This is a genomic window from Halocatena halophila (assembly GCA_027563145.1).
Classification (GTDB): Archaea; Halobacteriota; Halobacteria; order Halobacteriales; family Haloarculaceae; genus Halocatena; species Halocatena halophila.
The window spans coordinates 228,957-254,010 of the sequence record CP071307.1; the positions used below are offsets into that span (position 1 = coordinate 228,957).

General features: G+C 55.9%; 19 protein-coding genes. 5 read left to right on the plus strand and 14 right to left on the minus strand.

The genetic code is table 11. The features are described from left to right. The first annotated feature begins 110 nt into the window (after positions 1 to 110). Positions 111 to 764: a helix-turn-helix domain-containing protein gene (locus tag JXQ78_RS15240; RefSeq protein ID WP_330633375.1), complete on the plus strand. Its 654-nt coding sequence runs from the start codon at positions 111 to 113 to the stop codon at positions 762 to 764. Between the two features lie 74 nt (positions 765 to 838). On the opposite strand, the gene JXQ78_RS15245 is transcribed toward JXQ78_RS15240, so the two are convergent. The 8 genes from JXQ78_RS15245 to JXQ78_RS15280 all read right to left on the minus strand — a co-directional run bounded on the left by JXQ78_RS15245 (position 839) and on the right by JXQ78_RS15280 (position 10,254). Continuing rightward, the gene (locus JXQ78_RS15245; RefSeq protein WP_330633376.1) at positions 839 to 2,854 is read right to left on the minus strand and encodes an AMP-dependent synthetase/ligase; all 2,016 of its coding nucleotides are present in this window, start codon (positions 2,852 to 2,854) and stop codon (positions 839 to 841) included. Between the two features lie 159 nt (positions 2,855 to 3,013). Further along, on the minus strand, positions 3,014 to 3,199 hold the full coding sequence (locus JXQ78_RS15250) for a hypothetical protein (protein ID WP_330633377.1): 186 nt from the start codon (positions 3,197 to 3,199) through the stop codon (positions 3,014 to 3,016). 526 nt (positions 3,200 to 3,725) lie between these two features. Next, entirely contained in the window at positions 3,726 to 4,028 is a 303-nt protein-coding gene (locus JXQ78_RS15255) for a transcriptional regulator (RefSeq protein WP_330633378.1), read from the minus strand. Positions 4,029 to 4,031: 3 nt separating this feature from the next. Next, complete coding sequence (locus JXQ78_RS15260) at positions 4,032 to 4,661, minus strand: hypothetical protein (RefSeq protein ID WP_330633379.1); 630 nt, start codon at positions 4,659 to 4,661, stop codon at positions 4,032 to 4,034. A 445-nt stretch (positions 4,662 to 5,106) separates the two neighbouring features. Then, positions 5,107 to 5,409, minus strand: coding sequence for an L-rhamnose mutarotase (locus JXQ78_RS15265; RefSeq protein ID WP_330633380.1), 303 nt, complete (start codon positions 5,407 to 5,409; stop codon positions 5,107 to 5,109). A 26-nt stretch (positions 5,410 to 5,435) separates the two neighbouring features. Beyond that, a complete protein-coding gene (locus JXQ78_RS15270) occupies positions 5,436 to 7,649 on the minus strand; it encodes an LUD domain-containing protein (protein ID WP_330633381.1) in 2,214 nt (737 codons plus the stop codon). Beyond that, positions 7,649 to 8,152, minus strand: coding sequence for a LutC/YkgG family protein (locus JXQ78_RS15275; protein ID WP_330633382.1), 504 nt, complete (start codon positions 8,150 to 8,152; stop codon positions 7,649 to 7,651). The genes JXQ78_RS15270 and JXQ78_RS15275 overlap by 1 nt, the downstream gene beginning before the upstream one ends. 116 nt (positions 8,153 to 8,268) lie before the next feature. Next, on the minus strand, positions 8,269 to 10,254 hold the full coding sequence (locus tag JXQ78_RS15280; RefSeq protein ID WP_330633383.1) for a beta-galactosidase: 1,986 nt from the start codon (positions 10,252 to 10,254) through the stop codon (positions 8,269 to 8,271). Positions 10,255 to 10,913: 659 nt separating this feature from the next. On the opposite strand from JXQ78_RS15280, the gene nasA reads away from it, so the two are divergent. Together nasA and JXQ78_RS15290 are read left to right on the plus strand one after the other, a co-directional pair. After that, positions 10,914 to 12,977 (plus strand): assimilatory nitrate reductase NasA, encoded by a 2,064-nt coding sequence (gene nasA / locus JXQ78_RS15285; RefSeq protein ID WP_330633384.1) that lies wholly within the window; start codon positions 10,914 to 10,916, stop codon positions 12,975 to 12,977. Positions 12,978 to 13,087: 110 nt separating this feature from the next. Continuing rightward, a complete protein-coding gene (locus JXQ78_RS15290; RefSeq protein ID WP_330633385.1) occupies positions 13,088 to 13,510 on the plus strand; it encodes a pyridoxamine 5'-phosphate oxidase family protein in 423 nt (140 codons plus the stop codon). 620 nt (positions 13,511 to 14,130) lie between these two features. Here the strand turns inward: JXQ78_RS15290 and JXQ78_RS15295 are convergent. From JXQ78_RS15295 to JXQ78_RS15315, 5 genes are all read right to left on the minus strand, one after another. Then, complete coding sequence (locus JXQ78_RS15295; RefSeq protein ID WP_407934081.1) at positions 14,131 to 15,966, minus strand: rhamnogalacturonan lyase; 1,836 nt, start codon at positions 15,964 to 15,966, stop codon at positions 14,131 to 14,133. A gap of 432 nt (positions 15,967 to 16,398) precedes the next feature. Then, complete coding sequence (locus tag JXQ78_RS15300) at positions 16,399 to 18,018, minus strand: BNR repeat-containing protein (protein WP_330633387.1); 1,620 nt, start codon at positions 18,016 to 18,018, stop codon at positions 16,399 to 16,401. Beyond that, positions 18,018 to 19,049: an LLM class flavin-dependent oxidoreductase gene (locus JXQ78_RS15305; protein WP_330633388.1), complete on the minus strand. Its 1,032-nt coding sequence runs from the start codon at positions 19,047 to 19,049 to the stop codon at positions 18,018 to 18,020. The genes JXQ78_RS15300 and JXQ78_RS15305 overlap by 1 nt, the downstream gene beginning before the upstream one ends. Continuing rightward, positions 19,046 to 20,257: an enolase C-terminal domain-like protein gene (locus JXQ78_RS15310; protein WP_330633389.1), complete on the minus strand. Its 1,212-nt coding sequence runs from the start codon at positions 20,255 to 20,257 to the stop codon at positions 19,046 to 19,048. Before JXQ78_RS15310 ends, JXQ78_RS15305 begins: the two co-directional genes overlap by 4 nt. Before the next feature lie 96 nt (positions 20,258 to 20,353). Beyond that, entirely contained in the window at positions 20,354 to 21,379 is a 1,026-nt protein-coding gene (locus tag JXQ78_RS15315) for a zinc-dependent alcohol dehydrogenase (RefSeq protein WP_330633390.1), read from the minus strand. A 780-nt stretch (positions 21,380 to 22,159) separates the two neighbouring features. Here JXQ78_RS15315 and JXQ78_RS15320 point away from each other — a divergent pair. Beyond that, complete coding sequence (locus JXQ78_RS15320) at positions 22,160 to 22,921, plus strand: IclR family transcriptional regulator (protein ID WP_330633391.1); 762 nt, start codon at positions 22,160 to 22,162, stop codon at positions 22,919 to 22,921. A 168-nt stretch (positions 22,922 to 23,089) separates the two neighbouring features. Beyond that, a complete protein-coding gene (locus JXQ78_RS15325) occupies positions 23,090 to 24,076 on the plus strand; it encodes an LLM class flavin-dependent oxidoreductase (protein ID WP_330633392.1) in 987 nt (328 codons plus the stop codon). A 26-nt stretch (positions 24,077 to 24,102) separates the two neighbouring features. Here JXQ78_RS15325 and JXQ78_RS15330 read toward each other — a convergent pair whose 3' ends face one another. After that, positions 24,103 to 25,044, minus strand: a complete 942-nt coding sequence (locus JXQ78_RS15330) for a dihydrodipicolinate synthase family protein (RefSeq protein WP_330633393.1) — start codon at positions 25,042 to 25,044, stop codon at positions 24,103 to 24,105. Positions 25,045 to 25,054: the final 10 nt, after the last annotated feature.

Consider the following 25,054-nt stretch of genomic DNA (forward strand, 5'->3'; position numbering starts at 1 on the left):
CCAGGAGGGTTTAAGAGTCGACGCTGCTCGAATACGGGACGCCCCCGTAACGAGTGGTACAGCTGTATCCGCAGAATTGTTTTCTCTCTGCAGATATTCTCTGCTGGATAATGCGATATACGGTCGTCAGACTCACACCGGTGGACGGTTGTTTCGGTCCGACCGATCGGTTGGCAAGTGATGATCCGAAAATTCATCGACAGACGCTCAATCAAATACAGCTGCTGGACGATGAAACTGCTGTACTGCTCTGTGAAGTTGGAGGTGATAGTAGAACAATCGAACAAACACTCGAGCACAGTTCCGCGACGCTTTCCTATCAGATCTCGAAGACTGAATGTGGGTTTCTCATCTATCTTCACTATCGACCAGGGAAGCTCACTGTAGAGATGCTCACAGTGCTAGAATCACACGAAATTATAATTGATACACCACTTGATTTCACACCCAATGGCGGACTCCGCCTCACAATTTTCGGCGAGAAGCGAACGGTTCAAACAGCAGTGGCGGCACTCCCTGATTCAATCAGGATGGCCGTAGAACGAACCGGCGAGTACGAGCCAAAACGTGAGACCCCGTTTTCGATGTTAACAGAAAACCAACAAGAAACGCTCAAAATCGCCATGGAACAGGGGTACTACGATGTACCGCGACGATCAACCCATGCTGCGATCGCTCAGCAACGCAACCGCACGGCTGGGACGATTGGCGAACAACTCCAGCGAATTGAACGGAAAATATTCGAAGAAATCGTCCGAAGATAGTGAATTACCCCTTCGATTGCGCTTCATCCAACGAAAGGTAGAATGGGCACTGTTCACGACGAACCGGGCGTCACTCAGTCCTCGTAGATCCGGTCGATATACGCTTCGAAGCCGTCGTGAATGGAGCGGCGCTTTTTCTTCATCGAGGGCGTAAGATAGTCGTTCTCGGCAGTCCACTCAACCGGAACGAGTTCGAACTGTTTGATCCGTTCGTGTTTCGGGAAATCAGCGCTAACACGGTCGACCTCTTCGGCGATGTACTCCTCAACGCGGTCGTCAGCACAGATGGCTTCGAGAGAATCAGGAAGGTCGATCTCCTGCTTTTCGGCCCAGTGCCGAACTTGATCGAAATTTGGTACGATAAGCGCACCGATGAACTTCTCGTCGTCGCCGACGACCTGGATCTGCTCGATGCGCTCGGAGGTGGAAAAGGCATCTTCGATGGGCTGGGGGGCGACATTTTTCCCGGTGTCAAGCACAATCAGGGTCTTCAGCCGATCCGTGTAGATGAGATAGCCATCCTCGTCAATGGTGACGATATCACCCGTGCGGAACCACGAATCGCCACCGTCCGAAGCCTCAGTGAACGCGTCCTCGGTCGCTATGGGGTCATTCCAGTAGCCCCGAGTGACATTTGGCCCACGGACGAGTAGTTCTCCGATCGTTCCGTCGGCGTTCTCGCGTCGCTTCTTGCTCACAACGGACTCATCAACCATCACGTCACAGTCCACGACCGGTGGCCCCAGCGTGCCGTGCTTTGGTGCCTCGGGTGGATTGGTGGAGACAACGGGTGCCGTTTCAGTCAGCCCGTATCCTTCGTTGATTGGAATCCCCATCCCGTCGAACAGCTGGGCGAGTTCTTTCGACAACGACCCCCCACCAGATATGAACGAGTCGATGTTGCCACCGACGCCTTCACGGACACTGCTGTAGACGAGTTTGTCTGCGATAGCGTGTTTGATCTGCAAGACTAGATTCGGTTTCTCGTCTGGATCTCGCTTGATAGTGCTGTACTCCCGAGCCACGTCGAGCGACCAGTGGAAGATCCGTTCGGATACGTCCGATCCAGACGCCTGTGAGCGCATTTGTTCGAAGATGCGTTCGTACACTCGAGGAACGCTCGTTGCACCAGAGGGCTTGACGATCTCCAGATCCTCGCTCACGGTGTCCGGAGACTCGGCGTAAGCGACAGTCCCACCCGTAGCGAACATCGAAAAGTGTCCGGCCAGGCGCTCGAAGACGTGTGCCAGCGGCAGGAACGACAGGGTTTGAGAATTCTCGTCGATGACGGGCACGTCGGCGTCCTTATCCGGTCGAGGACCGAACCGTTTCCGGACCTGATTGACGTTCGCACGGAAATTCCTGTGGGTCAGCATTACACCCTTTGGATCACCTGTCGTTCCGGAGGTGTAAACGAGCGATGCGAGATCACTTGGATCACACCCTTCGAGACGTTCCGTAGATACATCCTCCTCGAAGGCCGATTTCCCGCGTTCATAGATATCCGCCAGCGAGTAGACATCAATCGTGGCGTCTGTAGTCTCGAATGAGTCCATCACGACGGCGAACGATATATCCAGTTCGTCTTCAATCGAGAGGACACGGTCAAGAAGTTCCTCGTTCTCGCAGATAACCCCTGACGCGCCCGAGTCGTCCAGCAAGTATTGCACCTGACGCGCGTTCGACTCGGTATAGACGGTCGTAACGATAGCCCCCACCGAGAGGAGCGCAAAGTCACACTGGGCCCACTCCATTCGCGTGTTCGCGAACAGTCCGACGCGATCACCGCGTTCGACACCGAGATCGATGAATCCAGCACCCAACCTCTGGACGACCGTCAGCATATCGTCGTACGTTAGCGATGCGAACTCGTTGTTCGGCGCTTTGGGGTAGGCAACGCCAGCCAGTGTGCGATCATAGATGCCGCCTTTATACCTCTGGGCATCACGGTCACTGTTTCGTCGGGCACTCGCGACGAACATCTCGCCCAGCGTGTCCTCGCCAATCACTTCGTCCTCGTAGCTCCGCTCTGCACGGAGCCAGCCCGGTGTGTTTCGTCCGTGGTCATCGATCTCGTCGGATTTTTGCATCTATACGACCTTCTTTCCGACTATAGGACCCTATATGCTTTGGTGGGTTAGCATAACTGGAACGGAAATTAGAACAACTCCTTCGGGTGGGATCAAAGTTGTTTGTGTATGACACGAATTACGGGAGAGGAGCAACAGATCTGTGGCTGATTAACTGTGTCACGTTACAATCTCGATATCCGTACTGTTACATTCTGGGCATTGCTCGGAGGGGCCTGCAAAGGTTTCTTCACACCGTTTGCAATAGTAGGTTTTTCCGTCCTGATCAGTCGTTTCTTTGGCAGCAGACTGCATATCCTGTTTGAACTGTTCGGCCTGCCGTCCGAGCTTTTTAAATAGACCCATTATGATCACTACTAACGTTCCACAACCCAATAAGCGTTCGCCAGATCTGCTCTTGTTCACGGATATGGCTGTGATTTGTACTATCCATATGCCATAGTCGGGAGGATTGTTCTGCGAACAGAGTAATGGATATAATTAAAGACACAACAACTAGTAGCAGCAATCGTCCACAATTTTCAAGGATAGGAGAACCAAAAGAGGCCCAAATGTATTGTTCAGGCAATTTAGGGGATGGTGCTGTATGACACAGGGAATATCATCACCGGATTCAGTTCCAATTACTACTGATAGAATATCGCACTCGGAAGTCGAAAATAGCTCACGCTACAGCAAAACTACCATTCCACAATAAAATGTACCACGCTTTCGAACCATCAGTAGTAACTACTGTCAATTTGGGCCTGTCCCGTATGACAGTTATCTGGGTTGCCGTGATATGGCGTCCGTTTGGGTTCCGTCCGGGTAGGGGTCCGAGTGTTGCGTGGTGGTAGATCCGCTCTCGATCGGAGGGATGATTTTGCACGCTTTATTTCTCATCAGGCACTTCTTCCAGTAGCTGTCGCAGTTCGGCAAGATACGCTTTGAACGTTGAGACCCCGTGCTTGGTGATTCGATAGCGGGTTTCGAAGCCATTCTGTGCCCATGCTTTGCGTGATTCAAGACAGTCGGCTGTTTCGAGCGTTTCGGTGTGTGCAGCGAGATTCCCATCGGTGAGATCCAACACGTCACGGAGCCGCGAATACGACACGTCCCGGTGGCGATACAGGATGCGCATTATTCGAAGCCGGGTGGGTTGGTGAATGAGTTCGAGTTCTGAGTCGAGATCCATCCCTTACCCTCGCATGGAGATTGCAAGCCCTGTGAGAAAGTACACACAACCCTGCAAAAAGCCAGTGGCAAAGCCCGCTTGAACGGCATGCAGTTCAACCGTGCTCAACAGCAGATTCCCGAGCAGAATCACCACACCGGCTACGATGAGCGGGATGAGAGCCCAGCGTTTTCGGTACAGATAGTAGTACCAGCCGCCAAGAAGAACTGTAAAAAGTCCAGCAGTAATTCCCCAGGTGATGTAGACGTTCATAGTGGAGCCGACAATGATCTGTACGCCAAACGCCATGAGAAAGAACACAATCGTAAACGCAACACCGAGCCAGTTGTACACTGGCGCGTCCGATTCACCGAGAGAAATCGAGTGTGTCTTCCAGAGCACAGAGGTAATTGTCACTGCTCCGCCGATCCATGGAGCCCAGAGCAGGGATTCGATCACACCAGCATACGCGTGGCCGCTGAGCCATGACTCCGCTGAGGCATATGATATTGGAATTGCTCCAATCGCGAGCGCGAACACCATTAGTGTCAGCCCAAACGTCCGAACTGTCAAAGTTTTGTCGTACCCTTCGATCTCCGTCAGCGTCTCTATCGCTTCCGTTGGAGACAATCCTTCTGTCGTTTCTTTTGCCATCACGTCACAAAAAGCACCACATAAATAAATCAAATTCGGGGCTTTCTCGCACAAAGCAACCACAGATTTATTACGGACGAATTCAGCTTCATATGAGAGATCTGATCCGGTGTACGGTTCGAATGTAATAAACTATAATTGGTATGATTTGCATAAGAGGTGAAGTATTTACTGTAGCTAGAACGGATTGGCTGTTATTCAATCATCTAATACCACTATGAATAGGCGATTGATCGGTCTTAGACGGTTATTACTTTAATGACATTTAAAAACAGTTTAGTTCCATACTATTGTTAATTAGTATGACACATATTTATATAGACACACTTTGACCTTCATGTAGAAATCTAAATCAATAGAATATTCTGGTGGTTCCCACCGTACAGGAACGCACCAGACAGGTGATTTCAGACAGCGCGCACTGAGAGCGCCTCTTGTAGAAATCTTAACAGAGGCGATACACCTCATCGAGCCAGACTGGTTCATCTCCGGTCAGTATCGGCGACATATGCTCATCCCAGCGTGATTGAGCCTCACTCTCGGCCATAACTTCCCTGAATGCCTCCGGATTCTCGAGTTCAAGCACGCCGAACACAGTACCATCGGCCTCAAACACGCTGTAACGTTCGATTCCTGCATCCGAATCGAGATACGCGGTTTCTAACCATTCCGGAACCTCTTCGTGCGCGGTTCGATAGTCGTCTCGCTTTCCCTCCTCTATCCGTAACTGGAATGCAATTCGCTCCATACTGATAAGGGTGCGAACGAATCCGCTTAGCTGTTTTGGGTGTGTGAATCGAGCAGTTCGATCGGATGACGGGGGGTTCGTTCGAGCAGATCGTCGAGTTGGTCGGAACAGGAAGTACCACTGGCGACGACCGTTCGATCGCTCGTCGCTGGGGTTTGGAACTGCTCGGTAAGCGCCGTACCAACATCGACGCTGAGATCATAATACTCACTCTTATAGCCGAACGAGCCGGCCATGCCACAGCACTCGACATCGCTCTCAATTACGTCGAAGCCGAGCCGTTCGAGAACGGCAGTCGTGTACGATTCGAGCCCAAGCGTTCGCTGTTGACAGTGAGCGTGATACGCCACTGGCTCAGCAGCCCCCTCGAGTGTCGTCAGATCACCACCGTTCTCGAGCAGTCCATAGATATACTCGAACAGATCGTAACTGGCCGTAGCGATCGGTTCAGCACGCTCTCCGTCGAGTAATTTCTCATACTCCGAGCGAAACATGGCCAGTTCGCCGGGTTCGATGACGACCACGTCACGCCCATCGTCAATCAAGGGGATGAGATCTGCAGCCACTGCACTCGCATGACTACGGGCAGTGTCGATCATTCCCTGTGAGAGTGGTGCGCGACCAGACGACCGAATCGCCGGCATTTCGACGGCAACGCCGAGTGCTTCGAGTACACGCACCGCCGCCTTGCCACGTTCGACGTGGACTGTATTGGTGTAACAATCCGGATAGAGCACCGCCATCCGACGGACAGTATCGAGGGCTGGACCATCACGAGAGTGAAACCACGATCGCAGGGTTTCTCGTTTGAACTGTGGAAGCTCACGGCGATGATCGATCCCCAGCGTTCGTTCGAGAACGCTCCTGACCCCCGGCAGTTTGGGGAGCCAGTTCGAGACGGGCGCGGTTTTGCTCGCCAGCGTCGCTACCCGCTCGAACGACCCAAAAAACCGTTTTTGTGGATCAAGGCCGTCGGGCTGTGTGTCGGGGACGAGCGGATCGACGAGAAACGAGAACGCATCGGCATCACCAGAGCGATTGATCCGGTCGCGGACGACCGTGTTGATCCACGGAATATCGATGTTCACCGGACACTGGTTCACACACCGTGTGCAGCCGGTACAGAGATCGTTGAACGTTGCGGCGCTATCAATTCCCTCGACGGTCGCCTCCCAGCCGGTGGCGATCCCCCCGGAGTACGTTTCTCCGCCAAATGCATGGCCACCGACGTGCTGGAAGTTTGCACACGAGTTGAGACATGCCGAACACCGGATGCAATAGAGCGTTTCGCGCAGTTGTGGATCGTCGCGAACCGCAAGTCGTCCATTGTCGATGAGGACGAGATGGAACGTGCGATCTCGATTGCCGTCTGCGATCGGCGTGTCGGGGTCGTCGAACGGGACCGGGGGCGTCTCCACTGGTGGCGTGAACAGCGACACGTAAGACGTGATGTCCTGGCCAGTTCCCGACCGGCCGATGAGCTCGACGAACGGCTGGAGATCTGAAAGCGTCGGGAGCAGCTTTTCGACGCCCGCAACAGTGATCTGTGTGTCTGGAACTGCCACAGTCTTTCTTGCGTTGCCTTCGCTCGTGACGAGCGCGATCGTTCCGGTGTCTGCCGCAATGAAGTTCGCACCCGTGATTCCAACGTCTGCCGCACGAATTTTGGCCCCGAGATGTTCTCGCGCAAAGTTGGTGAGCTCTGCTGGCGTTTCGAGTGGTTCGTCAAGTTCGAAGGTCTCGTTAAACAACTCGGCGATTGCCGCCCGGGATTTGTGGATGGCAGGCACAACAATATGTGATGGAGATTCATCTGCAACCTGAAGGACGAACTCACCCAGATCCGTCTCCCAGACGGAGACCCCATCCGCAGACAACGCTTCGTTGCATTCGATTTCCTCCGTCGTCATTGACTTGCTCTTGACGACGGTTTCTGCGTTTTCCTCCTGGACAACCTCGCGAATGTATCGGTTCGCATCGTCGGCGTCGTCTGCGAGATACACGGAGCCCCCGTTGGCCTCGACCGCCGTACTGACGGTCTCGATCAGTTCGGGGAGCCGTTCGATCGCGTCCGCTTTGATCGATCGGGCCCGAGTTTTGTACGCATCGTACTCATCGAGTCGGTCAACAGATTCGTATCTGCCCTGGTTAAGGTCAGTGAGATTTTCAGAAACCGTTTCGCCCTCGGTTTCGAGCAGCCGTTCGATCTGTGCTGCCGTTTCGGCCCTGGATCCGTCCATTATTCCTCCACAAGAACGACGGTCACTGTGCGTGGGCCGTGGGCACCGTACACTAGCGATCCCATATCCGCCGTTGCACTCGGCCCTGTCGCGAGGACATGATCGCCTCGACCGGCAGCCACGAGCTCCGAGAGACGATCGAAGGCGGTCTCCATGTCTGGAACAATGTCCGTCGCCCGAAGGACAGCGATATGATGATCGGGAAAGAGACTTGACAGCTCCGAGCCGGTCGGCGTGGCCTCAAGCACCAGCGTGCCGTACGTGGCAATACCGAGCACTGCAGTGGTAATTCCACACACCGCCGTCTGGAGTGCCCGCGGTGTTGGATCGAGAGCCACATCCAGATCGGCCAGCGAACACTCTTCAAACGGCAACTGCACGCCGACGGCTGGCCGTTCGATTACCGTTTTCAGTGTGGCTTCTAGCGATTGTGGTGTAGTATGCTTTACCGACGATTCGACGTCCTGGAGCGACGATTCAAACGTCTCGAGTGGTGTTGGCATGGATCGTATCTAGTTGAAGATGACTCCGCACGCTTTGGTGTTACGGTGAGGGCGAACGCTTCAGTCTTCGAAAAACTGCTCCGGAAATTCGCTGGAGCATCAGGCCGCCACCATCGTCAGTGGATTTCGATCGATTCGATCGATTCGGTGGTCACAGCACAGTCATACGCTCCAAGCGTGGAGGATCCAATTGTGATCTCGCCATCGATCGAGACGGAATCAGTGCCAAAGTTGAACACCCAGGCGTAGGGACCACGCTCTGCGATACGAACGGTATCTGGAAGTCGTTCGTCCAGCCGATCGACGCCAGCCTCCGACAGCACCCTACTGATGATCGTATCGGCAAGTGCAGGCGTCGGCCAGACGCCGACATAGTAGCACGAGCCCTCACCGACGTCGTTACGCGTGATTGCTGGACGGTTCTGATGGACGCCAGTAGCATGTGTCCCGATACACGTTGCAGTCTCGAGAGCGAGCGCTTCGGCCCAGGTGTGATAATCGAACGTTGACCCATCGATCGTTACGCGCGTTTCGAACCGGTCGTCGACCGACTCGTGTTGTGCTACGGTTGCGCCAACGGTGTCCGTGAGTGGTCCGGGTGCCAGTCCCTCAACGAGACGATTCGCTCGTGTTTTTTCACCGGTCCGAAGTGTCGTGAGCAGTGTGCCACCCGATTCGACGTACGCAGTGAGATTTTCTGCGCGTACATCTTCCAGCAGATACAGTGCCGGTGCGATGACGAGCGAGTACGATTCAAGGGGATCAGTCGGCGAGACCACAGCCACGGTGACGCCCCGCCCCCGAAGCGCGGTGTAGTACGTTTTGATGTGTTCCCACGGATCGAACGACGGAGCCATCGACTGGGTGGATAGCGCCCAGAGACTTGGTGGATCGACAACGAGCGCGACGGAGCCATTGATCTCGCCGTCCTCTAGTTGATCCAGTTCGGATGCGACACGGGTAGCGTCGTGATACCCACGATCGGGCGTGCCATCCTGTCGTCGCAGGCCGGCGTGGTACTGTTCCTGTCCCGAGCGACATCGCCGCCAACGGAAGTACGCAACAACGTCTGCTCCGTGGGCTACAGCGTGGTGTGCCCAGAACGCCATTGCGCCGTCTGCGGGTGTCGGCGAATATGGTGGCCAGTTGATCGTGCCAGGCTGTTGTTCAAGCACCCAGACCCGATCGGAAGCGACACCACGATACCAGTCGTGGTTCAGACCCAACTGATCCGGGTTTCCGATTCGAAGTTCCTGGCGGCTTGGCTTCACACCGGGCACCGTCTGTGGTGCCCCGGTCGGATAGACGTCCCAGGAGGCAAAATCGAGATCATCGCGGAACGCGAACGGGTCCAGATCCGTGTGTGAACACATGAAGTTGTGGGTCACGAACCAGTCGTCATTAGCTGCTCGCAGAATGCGTGCCTGCAGTCGATTGTACGCCACAACTCCTTCGTTGGTGAATCTGTGGTAGTCAAGCAAACGACTCGGATGGTGGTCGGCCGGCGTCGATCGGGGTGGGTCGATCTCGTCGAACGACCGGTATCGCTGGCTCCAGAACGCGGTTCCCCACGCCGTGTTCAGCTCAGCAATCGTTTCGTATCGTTCCCGGAGCCAGTCACGAAACGCCCTCCCACAGTCCGAACAGTAACAGAACAACGTCCCGTGACAGCCATACTCGTTGTCGATCTGCCAGCCGATAACGGGGTTAGCATCTACAAATCGGTTGGCGAGCGCGCTAACAATCCGTTCGGTGTGCTCACGGTAGACCGGACTGTTGTAGCAGTAGTGCCGCCGGCTCCCAAACCCGTTGACAGTACCATCTGGCTCTTGCTGGTGAATCTCAGGATGTCGATCGACGAGCCACTTCGGTGGAGCGGCGGTCGGCGTACAGAGCACGGCCTGGAGATCGTATTCATCGAGCAGTTCCAGCACGGCCTCGATCCAGCTGAAATTGCGTGTCCCCGGTTCTGGTTCGATCTGACTCCAGGCAAACTCGCCAATTCGAACGTACTCGATGCCAGCGGCCGCCATCTGCTCGATGTCGGTCGCCCAGCGTTCGCGCGGCCAGTGTTCGGGAAAGTAACAGACGCCGATGTCCATGCACACCCGTGCGTGACAAACTATATATGCACACCGGTGTCGGCAGATTTTCACATTCTGCCAGTCCGGTATTTCCGGATGAACGCGAGCGGTACATTCATTCCCAAAAGAAAGCACGGGCCGTTTGCTGTATGTCTCTCGCTGGCCGACGGTGGATGCCTTGCGCGTAGTCTCTGTCCGTTACTCGCGTACCAGTGTAATGGGTTTTTAGCCATTCAGATTACACTCAAGATTGAATCGTGGGAAATTCCCATCCGCTGTGGACGGACACGAGCAACTGTGCGGAGGCAATTCGAGTTCTGCTCCGAGACTGCAGTTCGGGGGACGGCCCCGGTTCGGTGGTTCTAACATCCACATAGGGAGCTGGCTCAGAAAACGGCTGCTATCGGTTCCGACCAGGATTTCAAACCAGGGAAATGTTCTACTTTGTTGCTAATAATATCTACTCATGTAGTGGTAATACTATTCACATATTCAGATTGCATTCATCATATGGAATCAAAAGAATTTTAATCTCGAAACATGCTGATTACTATACTCACGTCATGCACTGCCGGTAGACTCTCGATTTCCTTTCGGTGAAACTGACGAGACATCCATATGAGTGACCTAGCCGATCAACGAATGCGACCCAACGGTTGTGGGCGGTGAACTGACCGATGAATGAGTTCGTTCGGACCACGTGTATGCGCTGTGCGGTTGGATGCGGACACGTTCAACGCCCCGCCGAAGACGGCCACGACACACTTTCGGTCCGCGGAGACACGGACCATCCCGTCAGCGAGGGGCTGGCGTGTTCAAGGGGGCTCCGTGAGAGTCGCCCGCCCGAGCGGCCAGAGCTAACACAACCGCTTGTCAGACGGGATGGAACGTTGTGTCCTACCACGTGGGCGGAGGCTCTCGACCACGTCATCAGAACATTCGAAGCAATCCAAGAGCACAATCGAGACGGGATCGCAGTGCTCGCCAGTGGCCAACAGACCAACGAGGCTGCCTACGCGCTCGGAAAACTCGCTCGCGGAGGATTGGGTACGCGATACTACGACGCAAACACGACACTGTGTATGTCAAGTGCGGTCGCCGCCTACGACGGTGCGTTCGGGAGCGATGGTCCGCCCTGTACCTACGACGACATCCCCGCCGCACAGACTCATCTCGTGTGGGGAGCCAACCCAGCCGTCGCACATCCGGTATTGTTTCGCTGGATTCATCAGAGTGTACAGCAATCAGACAGCAAACTCGTCGTCGTCGATCCAGTGGTCACGAAGACAGCCGAGCAGGCCGCCGTTCATTGCCGGCCGGATCCAGGCTGTGACCTCGCTCTCGCGCGGGCCGTTCTCGCGAGAGCCATCGAACGAAACGTGATCGATCGAGAATTTATTGCGTCTGCTACCATTGGATTTGGCGCTGCTCGCGACAGTCTTTCGCCGCCGAACCGTGTGGCGGCCACAGCCGGTGTCTCGATCGCTGAAGTCGATGACCTCGTAGACGCATTCGCCGATCCCACGCTCGTATACTGGGGGATGGGCGTCAACCAGAGCACACAGGGCACCGCAACGGCCAGGGCGCTCATCGACTGCTGTTTGGCGACCGGAAACGTCGGGCCAGCCAGCGGTCCGTTTTCGCTGACCGGGCAGGCAAACTCGATGGGCGCGCGGGTCTGTTCCTCAAAGGGCTCCTGGCCAGGTTACCGGGAGTTTACGGACGCAGACGAACGGCGCACTGTTGCCGACACGTGGGCAATTCCGGTCGAACGACTGCCCGATGATCCGGGACCGGGGCCGGTCGGGATCGTTGAGTCGATCGCTGCCGGGCCGATCGAGGCCCTCTGGACCGTTGGAACGAATCCAGTCGCTGGACTCCCGGACACAACAGCGGTTCGTGAGCGGCTCGATGCCACGTTTCTCGTGGTCCAGGACGCATTTCGTAGCGAGACAGCAGAGCTAGCTGATGTCGTTTTTCCCACAGCAACCTGGGGAGAATCCAGCGGAACGGCCATGAACATGGACCGGACCGTCTCACGAGTCCGTCCAGCGTCTGTGCCTCCTGCTGGCCATCGGAGCGACCTCGAGATAATCACCACGCTGGGAAACCGGATCGTTCCCGGACTGTTCGATGTGTCCGATCCCAGACGCATATTCGATGAGTTTGCTGGCCTGACGGCAGACACCACTGCCGACTGCTCCGGTATTACATACGAGCGCCTAGAGCGCGAGCTCGCGGTTCGCTGGCCCGCACCGGACGAGCAAACAGCAGGTGGCTATCGATATTACAACCGCGATGCTGACAGTGATACCTGGTGTTTTCCAACATCAACCGGGCGAGCCAGTTTTTCGACCGGTTGCCACGATGGCGTCCCCGAACCAACTGACGAGTCGTATCCGTTGACGCTTACCACCGCACGCCGTCACGATCGCTACAACACTGGCGTCCGAACACGCGTCAATGCTGACCGGACAACCCATCCGGTGGCCCGAATCAACCCGGCAACGTTCACTGCTAACGGACGGAAGGCTCCGACCGAGAACGAGCGTCCGCTTATAACCATAGAATCCCGTCGAGCGTCGATCACCGCCCGGGTAGAACCGGATGAAGCGATACCCAAAGCCATGGTCTGGCTACCGATCCATCACCCGGTAACGAACCACCTCACAATCGCAGCGACTGATCCTGACTCGAACGAGCCGAACTACAAACAGTGTGCGGTACGCCTCATCAGATAAAATCAGTTCGAGTGGGTGTCTATGTTGGGTCCGAACCAGAGTGATGCACATAGCCGGTGCTTTCATTTATCACCCATCGAATTATAGCAACTGTCGATTAACAACTGCATATGGACGTTCCACCTGACGTTGAACAACTCATCACGGATGCAAAGCTCATGGCTCACATTGCAACTGCTGTGGACAGTCGGCCACACGTTGCTCCCGTTTGGTATGGCTACGACGATGGCGTTCTTTCTATTCTTACCACTGGAAAGAAACTCGAGAATATCCGAAAGAATCCGAGAGTTGCGGTCTCGATCGAACAACACACGGATGGTAACGCAGAGTGGATGATCTCTTTGCTGGGGACCGCATCGGTATTCGGTGATGACCCTTCGCGTATCAACGAAGCAGCACGCGAAATCTTCCCGAAATATCTGGGTCCGGACGAGGACACCTGGCCCGAGTATATACAGCAGGCGCTCAGCGATGACCCACCCGAATCGCTGGTAACCATTGAGATCGCCTCAGCGACTGTAACCCGGTTCTAGATCCCGTTATCGTGGGGGGCCGTTAGTGTCAGAGATCTATTCTCTGTGGCGCACCATAGAACAGTATGATCACCGCTGTTGGCCGACCGGATCGTGCGGACGTACAGTGTCTCGAGCAGCAGGCGAAAACGCAGTCAGTAGTGTGATAAAACTGCGTGTATAGCCATGCCAGAAATTATAATACAAGATAAGCAATATAAATTGGTCGTGTCAGTTTATGGTGAGCAGTGATCAAAGTGGATGCTGACCACGTAATCGAGTGCTCAGACAGGATTCTCAAGTTGCGTTCACGCAGTATCGGTCGAGATTGGCCGTAACAGAACTAGTAAATTTATTTAAAAAGAATTATGATGATTTCAATCTTGGAAAATATTCAATTGGTTTCTACTTTGTATTAATTACCTATATTTTATATAAAATTTCCATTATTTATTCGTAGTTATGGACCTACTCTCACGGGCACGAAGTCATCAATGGGGTAGGCCATCGATCACGGTAGCACGGAGCCGGTACTTTAGCGTGAACGTTGGAATTTGAGAGCAAAAATGACTGTAATAGCCCTCAGCTACCGTTAGGACGCCTGATTTCCGATGGCAGTGACAGTGTGGTCTATGAGTGATTCACCCGCTATCATTTGGAACGAGTTCGATCAAGGGGGGTTCTGGAGTTGTCATCCCGTGGCCGAGGAAAAAGCTCGGCCAGGGTGGCTGATTGTACCCGGCGTTCTGTCGTGCAAGCCCCGTCCGGTAGTGTGGATCGTGTAACAGCGTCCGAAGCCGATGGTCCGTCTCGTGGGGCGTCGCATAAATCCGCAATGCCTCGCTGTCGGCGCGCCGCCAGATCACTTCTTCGCGCCAGTCACCGAGAATATCGCCGGAAATACACGGATTGCCCTTCGTCCAGTTGTTCGATCGCGTGCCTTCGAACGAGCGCAACAGCTCTAGCGATTCTGTTTCCGGGTCGTACTTTCTGAGTCGTCCAACGCCGTAGCCACCATCACCGTGCCAATCGTGATCCAGCAACTCCCGGTGTAGATTGCCACTCCACCAGAGCGCGGAGTTCACCGAGTCGATCGGTTCGTCAGAGAGCTTTGTACCCATCGCACTCCAGGTCCCAACGCCACCGGTTGCCCACGCCTCAGCACCGCGATGGGTTGGATCGATGTCGGCCACCATCGCACGCCCAACGTCATCACCATCAGCAGCCCAGATGTACTCCCCACTGTGGGCGTCTCGCATCGAAGCACTCGGTGCGCCGGCCGGTGGATACTCCGACGGAACGAAGATCTCCAGTCCTTCTCGATCCGGGATGAAGTTACCACAGTGGAGTGCGTCGGGATTCACCATTGATGTGGTGTGGAGCGGACTCCCATCGTGGTCGATTACTGCACCACCGAAAACGATCTCGTCGTGGCCATCACCGTCAACATCAGCCGTCTCGAGCGTGTGCGCACCCTTGCCCTCGTATTCCGAGTGGCCATCAGTTGAGTCGAACACCCACCGAACCGATAGCGAACCGTCACGGAAGTCCCAGGCGGCGAGCACCGTCTTTTCGTAGTAGCCACGCGTCATCACGATGCTGGGATGCTCGCCGTCCAGATACGCCGTTCCCGCAAGGAACCGATCCACGCGGTTGCCATAACAGTCACCCCACGAGCAGACATCACCGCGAGCCGGTTCAAACGACTCGGTTGCGAGTGCTTCGCCGGTCGATCCGTCGAACACGGTGAGATATTCTGGTCCCTCAAGGACGTAGCCAGCGTCGTTCGAGTGATCGGCGTTGGGATCGCCGACCACGTTCCCTGCCGAATCGGTTGTCCCGTCGGCCGTTCGGACCGCAACTTCTGCCACACCGTCGCCATCGTAATCGTACGCCTGAAACGGGGTGTAATGTGCACCAGCCCGGATGTTCTGCCCCAGATTGATTCGCCAGAGCTGCTCGCCATCGAGCGTGTAGCCATCAAGCAGCACGTCACTGGTGTGTCCAGTCTGTGAGTTGTCTTTTGCGTTCGATGGCGACCACTTCAACACGATATCGAGCGAGCCGTCGCCTGTGAGATCGGCAACAGCCCCATCGTTGGCGTGATAGGTGACGGTCTCGCCATCCTCACCCTCCACCGGATCGGGTTTCTCGAGGGGGATCTCCAGATACTGCTGATCCCACACCTCGACTGGCTCCGACTGTCCCCACCGCGCACCGTTCGATTGGCCACGATTGTCGTTGTCGGGCCGTCGACCTGACCCGTTTCCGATTGGTATTACCGAGTATGTCGACTCGGTTGTGCCGTCGGTGTCCAGATAGTTCGTGCTGTCAGTGATCGGTGCGTCGGTTACTTTTGTCCCATCCCGATACACGTGAAATCCGAGAGCAGCCGGTTCGGTTCCAAGCAGCCGCCAGCGAACCAGCACGCCGTCTTCGACCGGAATCGCCACAACCCCACGATCGAGCGCCTCCATTCGTTTTGGTGTGTGTGATTCACGCCGTTCGGCCGGCGGTGACGCACTAATCTGTCCAACACCCCCCGTGATGAGCATCCCCGTTCCGAATGCAAGCCCCCTGAGCACCCTCCGCCGGGGCGACGAAATGATCGACTCGTGTGCAGTGCTATCTTCCAACATTTTTCGTTGCGGTCGCTCTTTTCGATCCAGATACTATATATGTTTGGGTTATTTGGATGGTATCTTGATTGATTCGGAGGTGATCTGAGTATGTTCTGTGGAATAACCGACAGTGACGATCCGATAGTGTCGGACGAGATCAGGCGATCTGGGACGATCCAATGGCGGAATTGCCGATAATCGGTCACGTAATCACTGCTCAGTGGTAACCACGGTAGAAATTATGACCGGGAGCACGTAATCTGATTCATCCGGCTGTATCGGATCGCCTCAGCCGGGAACATCGATCCGCACAGGGTCTGAGACAGAACTGCCGGCATCGTTGACCGCAGCAAGGCGATACGTGATCGAACAGCCTGACTGCGGTGGGGTGTCAGTATACCGGGTGGAAAATGTTCGCACCCCCAGATTGCGCGTTACTGACCGTCTCTCGTCGTCTACCGTACGAACGAGCGTATATCCCGTCGCACGTTTGGCCACCGTCCATTCGAGTTCGATTGCCCCAGAGGAGATCGATCGGACCAAAAGCGAAGGCCGCTCTGGGACTCCACACTCTGTGGATTCATACTCACGCAGTACGAATTTCCGGCTCCCGTTCTCACCGGGCCGTTCGAGCGGTACCGAAAGCACGCCGTCCGATCGCCACCGGGGACCATCGCATTTTCGACCGTCGAATCCGATGATGGGATCGGTGTCGAGCGCGTAGATCGTCCAGTCGTCGTATCGTCCGTCCGCCGTAGCGTGTGCACAGTAGAGCCGACCATCGACAACCATATAACAAAGACAGTCATTGCTCGGTCCAATGACCAGGTGATCTCGATTGAGTATGGGCTGGGAGAATGAATCACGTTTGGTCGGTTCGATCTCGGTCTTCTCAAGTCGGATCGAGGGGACATCAATGATGGATTCGTGGAACGTCCCAGACTCCTCGCGCCAGTAGTGCACGTAGTGGAGCGACCGGTGGTCTTGATCTTCAGTTCGAACCGTAGACCGGATGGTGAACACGTGTGGTCGATCCTTCGAATCGATCGTCTGGGCCCCCTGATTGATGAGCCATGCGTTCGTCGGAATCTCGACGACGACATGCCCATCGTCATCGATCGAAATCGGATCGTCAGCCGTGAGATCTGCGAGCCGGTTGCCGGTGGTGTCATAGAATGTACGACCGTAATTGTCGCTGTAGGCATAGCAGAGGTCGTGATTGCTCGCCCACGTTTGCCACGTTTCGCGCCAGGTCCAGGTGACGTGAAGCCGATCACGAGAATCGAACGTCCAGTCGTGAAAGTAAGCGCTCCGCCTGCTCGAGCCATCCGCCCAGTCGTCATAGTAGCCCTCACTGGTGTGCGTTCTACCAATTCGCTGCCAGCGGTCTGCACCCGAATCGAATTCGAACAGGAGTGAATCTCCATTGCCCGACGATCCACTCCGATACACACAGTAGAGCGTCCCAGAACAGTCGTTGAACAGTCGAGGATAGGTCACTGACGGATTGTCAATCGCAGCATCGGGATGATTTGTACTCGAGTAGAACTGCGCAGTTGTCAGCGATGTTGGTGGCGCGCTCGTGAATCCGGGCACCGACCGATACCACTGACAGTCGTCATCGTGATGGTCGAAAAAGAGATGGAGCCGGCCGTCTGGGTTGCTCACGCCGAGAACGACGTTTCGGTGGGAGTCATCCGCGGTGAGTGTGGCCGGAAACGCGAGCTTATCGAGTGTCTCATCGCCTAGATTGCGCCGACAAAGCGTGAGCCGTCCGCCGTCGTCCCAGTAGACGGTATACTGATGGTCACCAACCGAGAGGACTTTTGACTGATCGTACGGCGCGTTGTTGAACGATTCGTACGCCGGATCCGCGATCGAAATCTCTCGGGCCAGTGTGAGCCACATTATGTGAACTCGCACATTACCTCGTCTGCAAACAGTTCCATCCCGCTCGTGTCAGGAATGTCCAGAAACCAGCACTGGAACTTCGTCACCCCGACGTCGATGCGGCGTTCGATCGCCTCGACACACTCCTCGGGCGTTCCCATGATGAAATACTCACGGGCGTCCGCCTCGGTTTCGATCGGTGCCCGATCCTGGTAGCTCTCCTCGAACTGAATGGGTGTCATCAGTTCGAGCAGACGATCGAGCGTCGTTTCGTCCCGTGTGCAGATGACGTGGCCATCCCAGGAGTACTCGATCGTATCTGGATCGCGACCAACCGTCTCACAGTGCGATTCAATGACGTCAATCTTCCGTACGAGCGTTGGAACGTCGCCATTAAACACGTCGGTGTTCCAGATGTCCGCGTGTTTTGCGACGAGCTTCAGCGTCACTTGCTCGCCCTGTCCACCGACGAGAATCGGTGGATGTGGATCTTGTACCGGTGGAGGCGCACACGGTGCGTCCTCGATCTGATAGTACTCACCGCCAAAGCTCGCGCCCGTATCGCCAGCCCCCCACATCCGTTTGATGAGTCGAATCGACTCATCGAGTCGCATCAGTCGGTCGAAGCCGTCTCGATACTCCCAGTCATAGGCGTTGTACTCGTGTTCGTGCCAACCGGCACCGAGTCCGAGCTGTAACCGCCCCCCAGAGATCACATCTAGTGTGGCTGCCATTTTCGCAACCAGCGCCGGATTCCGGTAATCGTTGCAGAGCACGAGCGAGCCGATGTCGATCTCGTCGGTAAATCCAGCCATCGCCGACAGCAGCGTCCAGCATTCAAACTCTGCGCGATCGCGTCCGAGCATCAGGTGGTCCGGGGCCCATGCCGCATCGAATCCCAGCGTTGCTGCGGTTTCGATCGTGTCTCGTGTCGTCGACCAGTCGAGTACCTCATAGGATGGCGTATCCCGATGTGTCGGCTCCTTGCTTCCCGTCTCGGGCGCTCCCGCGAACACCGGCACGTTGAACTCAAAGCTGATATCGCTCATTGGTCGTCAACGGCGTACGATTCGAGCGCACTGTGGTTGAGCTGTGAGCTCAGGCCAACGCCTTCGGGAAGTTCGAGCACACCGTCAGTGGCATCTGGAGGACTAGCGTAGATCGCATCGGCGTACGTCGAGTCTTTCTCGGACTGCTGGTCTTGATACCACTGCGGAATCGGGAAATACTCTGCCATCGGCGCGTTCGTCGATGCGGCGATGAAATGGAGATGTGGATTCGTTCCCGAGTGAGGGATCACCGGCACGTCGTGTGCGCTAGCCAGCGCATCGATTCGGAGCAGTTCCGTGAGTCCACCACAGCGGTGCACGTCGGGCTGGAGAATGTCCACCGCGCCCCGTTCGAGGAGTTCCTCGTGCCCCCAGCGGGTGAACTCGTGTTCACCACCGGAGATCGGTACCTCGGTTGCATCCCGAATTTCGGCGTACCCATCAATGTTGTCGGGAATGACCGGCTCTTCGACCCACGCGAGATCGTATTTCTCAATCCTCTTGCACATCTTTTTGGCATACCGGACCGACCAGCCCATATAGGCGTCGCCGGCGATCGCAATATCGTGGCCGACCGCATCCCTGACTGTCTCGACGATCGCCTCGTTCTTTCGCATTCCCTCGCGGCCGGCCTCTGGACCGTACTGAAACCTGAGCTTTACGGCGTCGAATCCCGCTTCGACGTACTCGATTGCCTCTCGCTCGAGTGTCTCGAGATCAACTGGATGTAAATTGCTCGCATAACACGGGATTTCGTCGGTGACCGGTCCACCAAGCAGTTCGTACACCGGCTTGTCAGCTGCTTTCCCCGCTATGTCCCAGAGTGCGAGATCTACGGCACTGATTGCCTCGATCGCCGCCCCTTTGCGGCCAAACGGGATCGTCGCTCGGTACATAATATCCCACAGCCGTTCTCGCCTGGTTGGATCGCACCCAACGATGAGTTTCGAGAGCGTCTCATCCACGATCGTTTTGATGGCACCCGTTGCCCAGTTGCCGTGACCGACACCCGTGATCCCGGCGTCCGTCTCGATTTCAACGACGACATCGCCGACCGGCCCCATCCATTTGCGTCTCGCCTGTGGGTTGTTCCCCTCGGCGTTGTTGTACTCTTCATAGCCACTCATCACCGTTACGAGCGGGAACTCAACGAATTCGCCCCAGGATTCCGTACTCACATTTGTCGCAGAGATGTCGGTAATTTCCATCGTTCGGTATCCAAACGTTTCATCCAGAGACCAAAAGCGTTACTGTTAGGTCACCAGCTCCGCCTGCAGTTCACGGATGCGATCTGTGAGCGATCGTTAGTTACCGAATTCGAACACCGGTTTGCAGGTTTCTGAGGCGAGAAACGCTTCGAACGCCTGCTCTGGATCCGATGTGTCGTACGACCGATCCAGGATGGTATCAACGGCGATCTCACCACGCTCCATGAGTCTGAGTGCCTGTTCAAAGTTCGTCCACGTCGAGCCATACGACGTATTGAGTTCGACTTCACCTCGGACGGTGTCCGTAAACGCCAGTTCGCTGTTCTCGTTTGGAATGCCAACCACGACGACCTGTCCACCCTTGCGGACGGCCTGGAGTGCACTCTCAATACCCGAGTGGTGGCCGGTCGTATCGAAGACCACGTCGAAGCCCAGCCCATCAGTAGCCGATGCTGTTATTTCGTCGAGATTGGGTGCGCGAGCTGTCGTAATGTCCATCGCTTCGAGTAGTGGGAGCCGATAGCTTTTGTCCTGGTCGAGCCCCGATACGACCACAGTTGCACCAAGTGAATCCGCCACGGCCGCCACCAGGACGCCGATCGGACCGGGGCCCTGGATCAGGACCGTATCACCAGGCGTGGTGTTCGATTGATCGAGTACCGCCCTCGTGGCGATGCTCGTCGGTTCAGTTATTGCGGCGTGATCGAGCGAAACCGCGTCCGGTACGGCATGAAGATGTGCAGGATCGACGGCGACGTACTCTGCATACGCGCCGTCGCGGTGCATCCCGGTGATCGAGAAGTTCTGACACACGTTCGACTGTCCGTTCTTACACTGAAAACAGTCTCCACAGTCGTGAATCGGCTCTTCGACGACTGCATCACCCTCGACAATGCTGGTAACGTCGTCACCAACCGCCACCACTTCGCCAGAGTATTCATGGCCCATGATTCTCGGAAGCTGAATCCATTCGTATCCGCCGTCGTATTTATACGCGTGCGCGTCGCTTCCACAGATACCCGCCGTGTCGACCGCAACGAGCACTTCGTGGTCTCCAATCGACGGTGTTTCGCGCTCGGCTATCGCTATCTCCTGGGGGCCCGTCTGAACAATTGCTTTCATGATTTGTCGTATTCCGTCATCTGGTTTCGTTCACGCCACAACCACAACTACAAATTCGTTGCTGGCCGTCCAGCTGTCCGTGTGTAGTGGCCTCACATGGATGGTGTCGTGTGGACCGTCTACCGTTGTAGTGACACTACTGACAGCTTGGCGTGTCATTACACAATGGTATCCGTCACCGTACCTTAAAGGTAGCGTCCGATTCGTCGTCCCACACGGCGAAACGTCGTCAAAATTCGCCTGTACCGTTTCCCAATCGCCTGCGTACTAGCACGATTTTCAAACCGAAATCGAATCGTCCGATATCACCGGATCAATTCGAAGAGATTGTCGATTGCTTCTACCACAGCACCCACTGTAGACCATCTGAGTCGAGGCTATCACGAGTTCTATTACAATAGTACGCCTGTAATGATTTGGCCACTCATCTCCGAAAATCTGCTCCATCGCCAGCCACGCCGAATGGAGCGCAGAGATTTGTCCTTGAGCCCTGTCTGTAATCCGGTATCGACGGACGGTCAGATGCAACATGCCTGGATCCCAGACACAACCGCACCCAACCATCCGTTCGAGTAGTCTCACAAACGGTTCGAACGCCAACCGTGGCAACTATTTTCAGCGATTGGATCATTGAGCCAGAACCCACACCGATGGGTACTCACCGCAGATGAACAGCTTGGTGCCCCCGTGAGCCACGACAGCGATGTCGCTGTGAGTGATCAATCCGGCGATATCGGATACTTTTAAGTGTTCGGAGTCGATTCTTGTTGGCATAGCACAATGACAGAGACGGTAGACGTTCCGGTGAACGCAACTCAGATGAGTTTTACGGTCGTATCGGCCCTGCAAGAGCTCGGCGAAACCGGTGCCGCAGAGCTCTCCAATCACCTCGATATTCCGAAAAGCACGGTCCACGACCACCTCAAGACGCTCGAAGCGCTCGAGTTGGTGATCAACGAGAACGGGCAGTACCGAATTGGGACTCGATTTCTGGAGTTCGGTGGCCACGCTCGCCAGCAGATGAAGATCTACTCGGTTGCCCGCCCTGAAATCAGATCTCTGGCCGAACGGACCGGTGAACACTCGAATCTCATGATCGAAGAACACGGTCGTGGCGTGTTTCTCTACAAGGCCGAGGGGTCGAACGCGGTGCGTCTGGATACGTACAACGGCTACCGAGTTCCGCTCCAGACGACCGCGCTTGGCAAGGCAATTCTGGCCCACATTCCCAAAGCCCGTGTTCGTGATATCATCGACCGACACGGAATGCCTCAGGTGACCGATTCGACGATCGTTGGGGAAAACGAGCTCTTTGCGGAGTTGGCCCAGATTCGCGAGCAGGGCTATGCGATCGATCACGAAGAACGGGTTCGTGGAATGCGCTGTGTGGCCGCACCACTTCTGCGCAACGGTGACGTTCTGGGAGCGATCAGCGTCTCCGGACCCACCAGCCGAATGCAGGGTGATCGGTTGAACGAGGAGATCCCCGACTGTGTACTCAGCACGGCGAACGTCATCGAGGTGAACATGACCTACTCCTGACCGACGCTGCTGGAACCGGGCGCAGCCACTCCGCGTTCCCGAATTGGGAACGATCTCCCGGGCGTGAATCACAGAACGGAACAGCCATCGGCTGCTCGCTGGGAGCCATTCGGTGACAGCGAGCACAACAGCTAAGTATACGATGGTCCGAACCTACTGACGTACTACATGAAGTTTGGAATTTTCCCCATCGAGGGAGGAGACCGCTGGAGCGGCGTCGTCGAGCAGTGTCAGTTGGCAGAGAACGTCGGCTTTGAGACTTGCTGGGTCAACGACCACCAGGCAACCGAAGGCGACAACTACTGGCCATCGCCGTTGACACGGCTGACCAGCATCGCGACGGGAACAGAGTCGTTAGAGCTCGTCACGAGCGTGCTCATTTTGCCGCTGTATCACCCGTTGCACGTTGCACAGCGGGCGGCGATGCTCGATAATATCTCCGATGGACGACTGACGCTCGGCGTCGGACTGGGCTACGTCGAAAAGGAGTTCGAGGCATTCGACGTGCCGATGGACGAACGGGCCGGCCGATTCATTGAGGGACTCCGATTTCTCGATCTGTTTCTCTCGGCCGACGAACCGATTACCTTCGACTGTCCTTTCTTCTCCGTTGAGGACTGGGAGCCCCTCCCCGACACGGTACAACAACCACGCCCACCGCTCTGGGTGGGTGGCTGGGGCGATAAGCAGATCGCTCGCTCGGTGAAATTCAGCGACGCGTGGGTTCCGGGTGTGGTCGCCGATCTTTCCATTGTAGAAGACCGCAAGGAACTCCAGCGCGAGCACATCCAGCAGAGCGACCAGTCGTTCGACGAGATCGATCATCCGCTGATGCGCGAGTGTGTCATCGCAGAAACCGAAGCCGAGCTCGAATCCCGCCGGGAGTATCTCCACAGAACGTATCTCGATGAGTATGGCGGTGAGTTCTCACATCCGTTGATGACCGCAGACTCCGTTGAGGAGTTTGACGTGCTGGCTGCGGACCGATTCATCTACGGTACGCCCGAGCAGATCATCGAACAGATCGAATCGATCAAAGCGCGCTTCCCGCTGGATCAGCTGACGCTCAGGTTCCATCATTCGGGCATGCCTGACGAACTCGTTGCCGAGCAAATCGAGCTGTTTGGCGAGCAGGTCATTCCCGCGTTCGAGTAGGTCGTTCGGTCGTTCCGAACGCAGCCTCAGAGTTCGTCGAGCTCGTCCAGAATTTCTCGAAGCGCCTGTCGTTCTTCCATGTCGATCTGCTGTTGGGGTGGGAGCAGCGTGTCGTGCTCAAAGATGCCCTGCATCTTGAGCGCGGCTTTCACTCGCGCGCGATAGCGTCCTTCTGGCGCACCGAACACGTGGTTGGTCAACGCGAGCAAGCGCTCACGGATCTCCTTTGCCCGCTCCATGTCGCCGTCGTGAACCGCACGAATCTTCTCAACGTGGAGTTCGGGGACCAGATTCGCATAGCCGATCAACCCAGTTTCGGCACCCAGCTGGTAGGCGTGCATGAGAAACGTGTCGTTGCCCGTCAGCATCGTGAAATCGTCGCGACAGTGATCCAGCGCGCGGACGGTCTCTTCATACCGGACCGGATCGAACGATGCCTCCTTGAACCCGATCACTTCCGGGAGCTGGCAGATTTCGACGTGGGCACTGATCGGAAGGCCGGCACTGCCCCAGGTCGGAAACTGGAAGTTGATCAGCGGGATGTCGACTGCCTCACCCACTCGCCGGAAATGTTCGACGGGCTCTCTTGGATCCTGGTTGGCGTAGATGTCGAGCGGTAACAGCATGATTCCGTCGGCACCAGCCGCCTGTGCCTCCTGTGCCATTTCGACCGCCTGGTGAGAGCTTTCCCCGTATACGCCCGAGAACACCGGCGTGTCACCAGCCGCCCGTTTGTGAACGCGGATGATTCGTTGTTTTATCTCCCGAGAGAGCATTTTACACTCACCGGTGTGGGCGTTGGCGACGAGCCCTGCAATACCGTCGACGCTCGAGAGCAACTCCACGAGCGACTCAAGATCCGATTCGATGAGGTTATATTCGGGCTCTGGCGTCCACGGCACTGCGGTTGCCGGCATGATACCACCGGCTATCTGTTCTTTTAGCGGCCGATAGGCGTCTTTCAGCATATCCGTATAC

Bases quoted from the DNA above. Each gene is read 5' to 3' on its own strand.
- JXQ78_RS15240 (WP_330633375.1), top strand. From the start codon at position 111: ATGCGATATACGGTCGTCAGACTCACACCGGTGGACGGTTGTTTCGGT.
- JXQ78_RS15295 (WP_407934081.1), bottom strand. From the start codon at position 15,966: ATGGAGGCGCTCGATCGTGGGGTTGTGGCGATTCCGGTCGAAGACGGC.
- nasA (WP_330633384.1), top strand. From the start codon at position 10,914: ATGAATGAGTTCGTTCGGACCACGTGTATGCGCTGTGCGGTTGGATGC.
- JXQ78_RS15245 (WP_330633376.1), bottom strand. From the start codon at position 2,854: ATGCAAAAATCCGACGAGATCGATGACCACGGACGAAACACACCGGGC.
- JXQ78_RS15305 (WP_330633388.1), bottom strand. From the start codon at position 19,049: ATGAGCGATATCAGCTTTGAGTTCAACGTGCCGGTGTTCGCGGGAGCG.
- JXQ78_RS15265 (WP_330633380.1), bottom strand. From the start codon at position 5,409: ATGGAGCGAATTGCATTCCAGTTACGGATAGAGGAGGGAAAGCGAGAC.
- JXQ78_RS15280 (WP_330633383.1), bottom strand. From the start codon at position 10,254: ATGGACATCGGCGTCTGTTACTTTCCCGAACACTGGCCGCGCGAACGC.
- JXQ78_RS15260 (WP_330633379.1), bottom strand. From the start codon at position 4,661: ATGGCAAAAGAAACGACAGAAGGATTGTCTCCAACGGAAGCGATAGAG.
- JXQ78_RS15270 (WP_330633381.1), bottom strand. From the start codon at position 7,649: ATGGACGGATCCAGGGCCGAAACGGCAGCACAGATCGAACGGCTGCTC.
- JXQ78_RS15300 (WP_330633387.1), bottom strand. From the start codon at position 18,018: ATGTGGCTCACACTGGCCCGAGAGATTTCGATCGCGGATCCGGCGTAC.
- JXQ78_RS15315 (WP_330633390.1), bottom strand. From the start codon at position 21,379: ATGAAAGCAATTGTTCAGACGGGCCCCCAGGAGATAGCGATAGCCGAG.
- JXQ78_RS15325 (WP_330633392.1), top strand. From the start codon at position 23,090: ATGAAGTTTGGAATTTTCCCCATCGAGGGAGGAGACCGCTGGAGCGGC.
- JXQ78_RS15330 (WP_330633393.1), bottom strand. From the start codon at position 25,044: ATGCTGAAAGACGCCTATCGGCCGCTAAAAGAACAGATAGCCGGTGGT.
- JXQ78_RS15320 (WP_330633391.1), top strand. From the start codon at position 22,160: ATGACAGAGACGGTAGACGTTCCGGTGAACGCAACTCAGATGAGTTTT.
- JXQ78_RS15255 (WP_330633378.1), bottom strand. From the start codon at position 4,028: ATGGATCTCGACTCAGAACTCGAACTCATTCACCAACCCACCCGGCTT.
- JXQ78_RS15290 (WP_330633385.1), top strand. From the start codon at position 13,088: ATGGACGTTCCACCTGACGTTGAACAACTCATCACGGATGCAAAGCTC.
- JXQ78_RS15275 (WP_330633382.1), bottom strand. From the start codon at position 8,152: ATGCCAACACCACTCGAGACGTTTGAATCGTCGCTCCAGGACGTCGAA.
- JXQ78_RS15250 (WP_330633377.1), bottom strand. From the start codon at position 3,199: ATGGGTCTATTTAAAAAGCTCGGACGGCAGGCCGAACAGTTCAAACAG.
- JXQ78_RS15310 (WP_330633389.1), bottom strand. From the start codon at position 20,257: ATGGAAATTACCGACATCTCTGCGACAAATGTGAGTACGGAATCCTGG.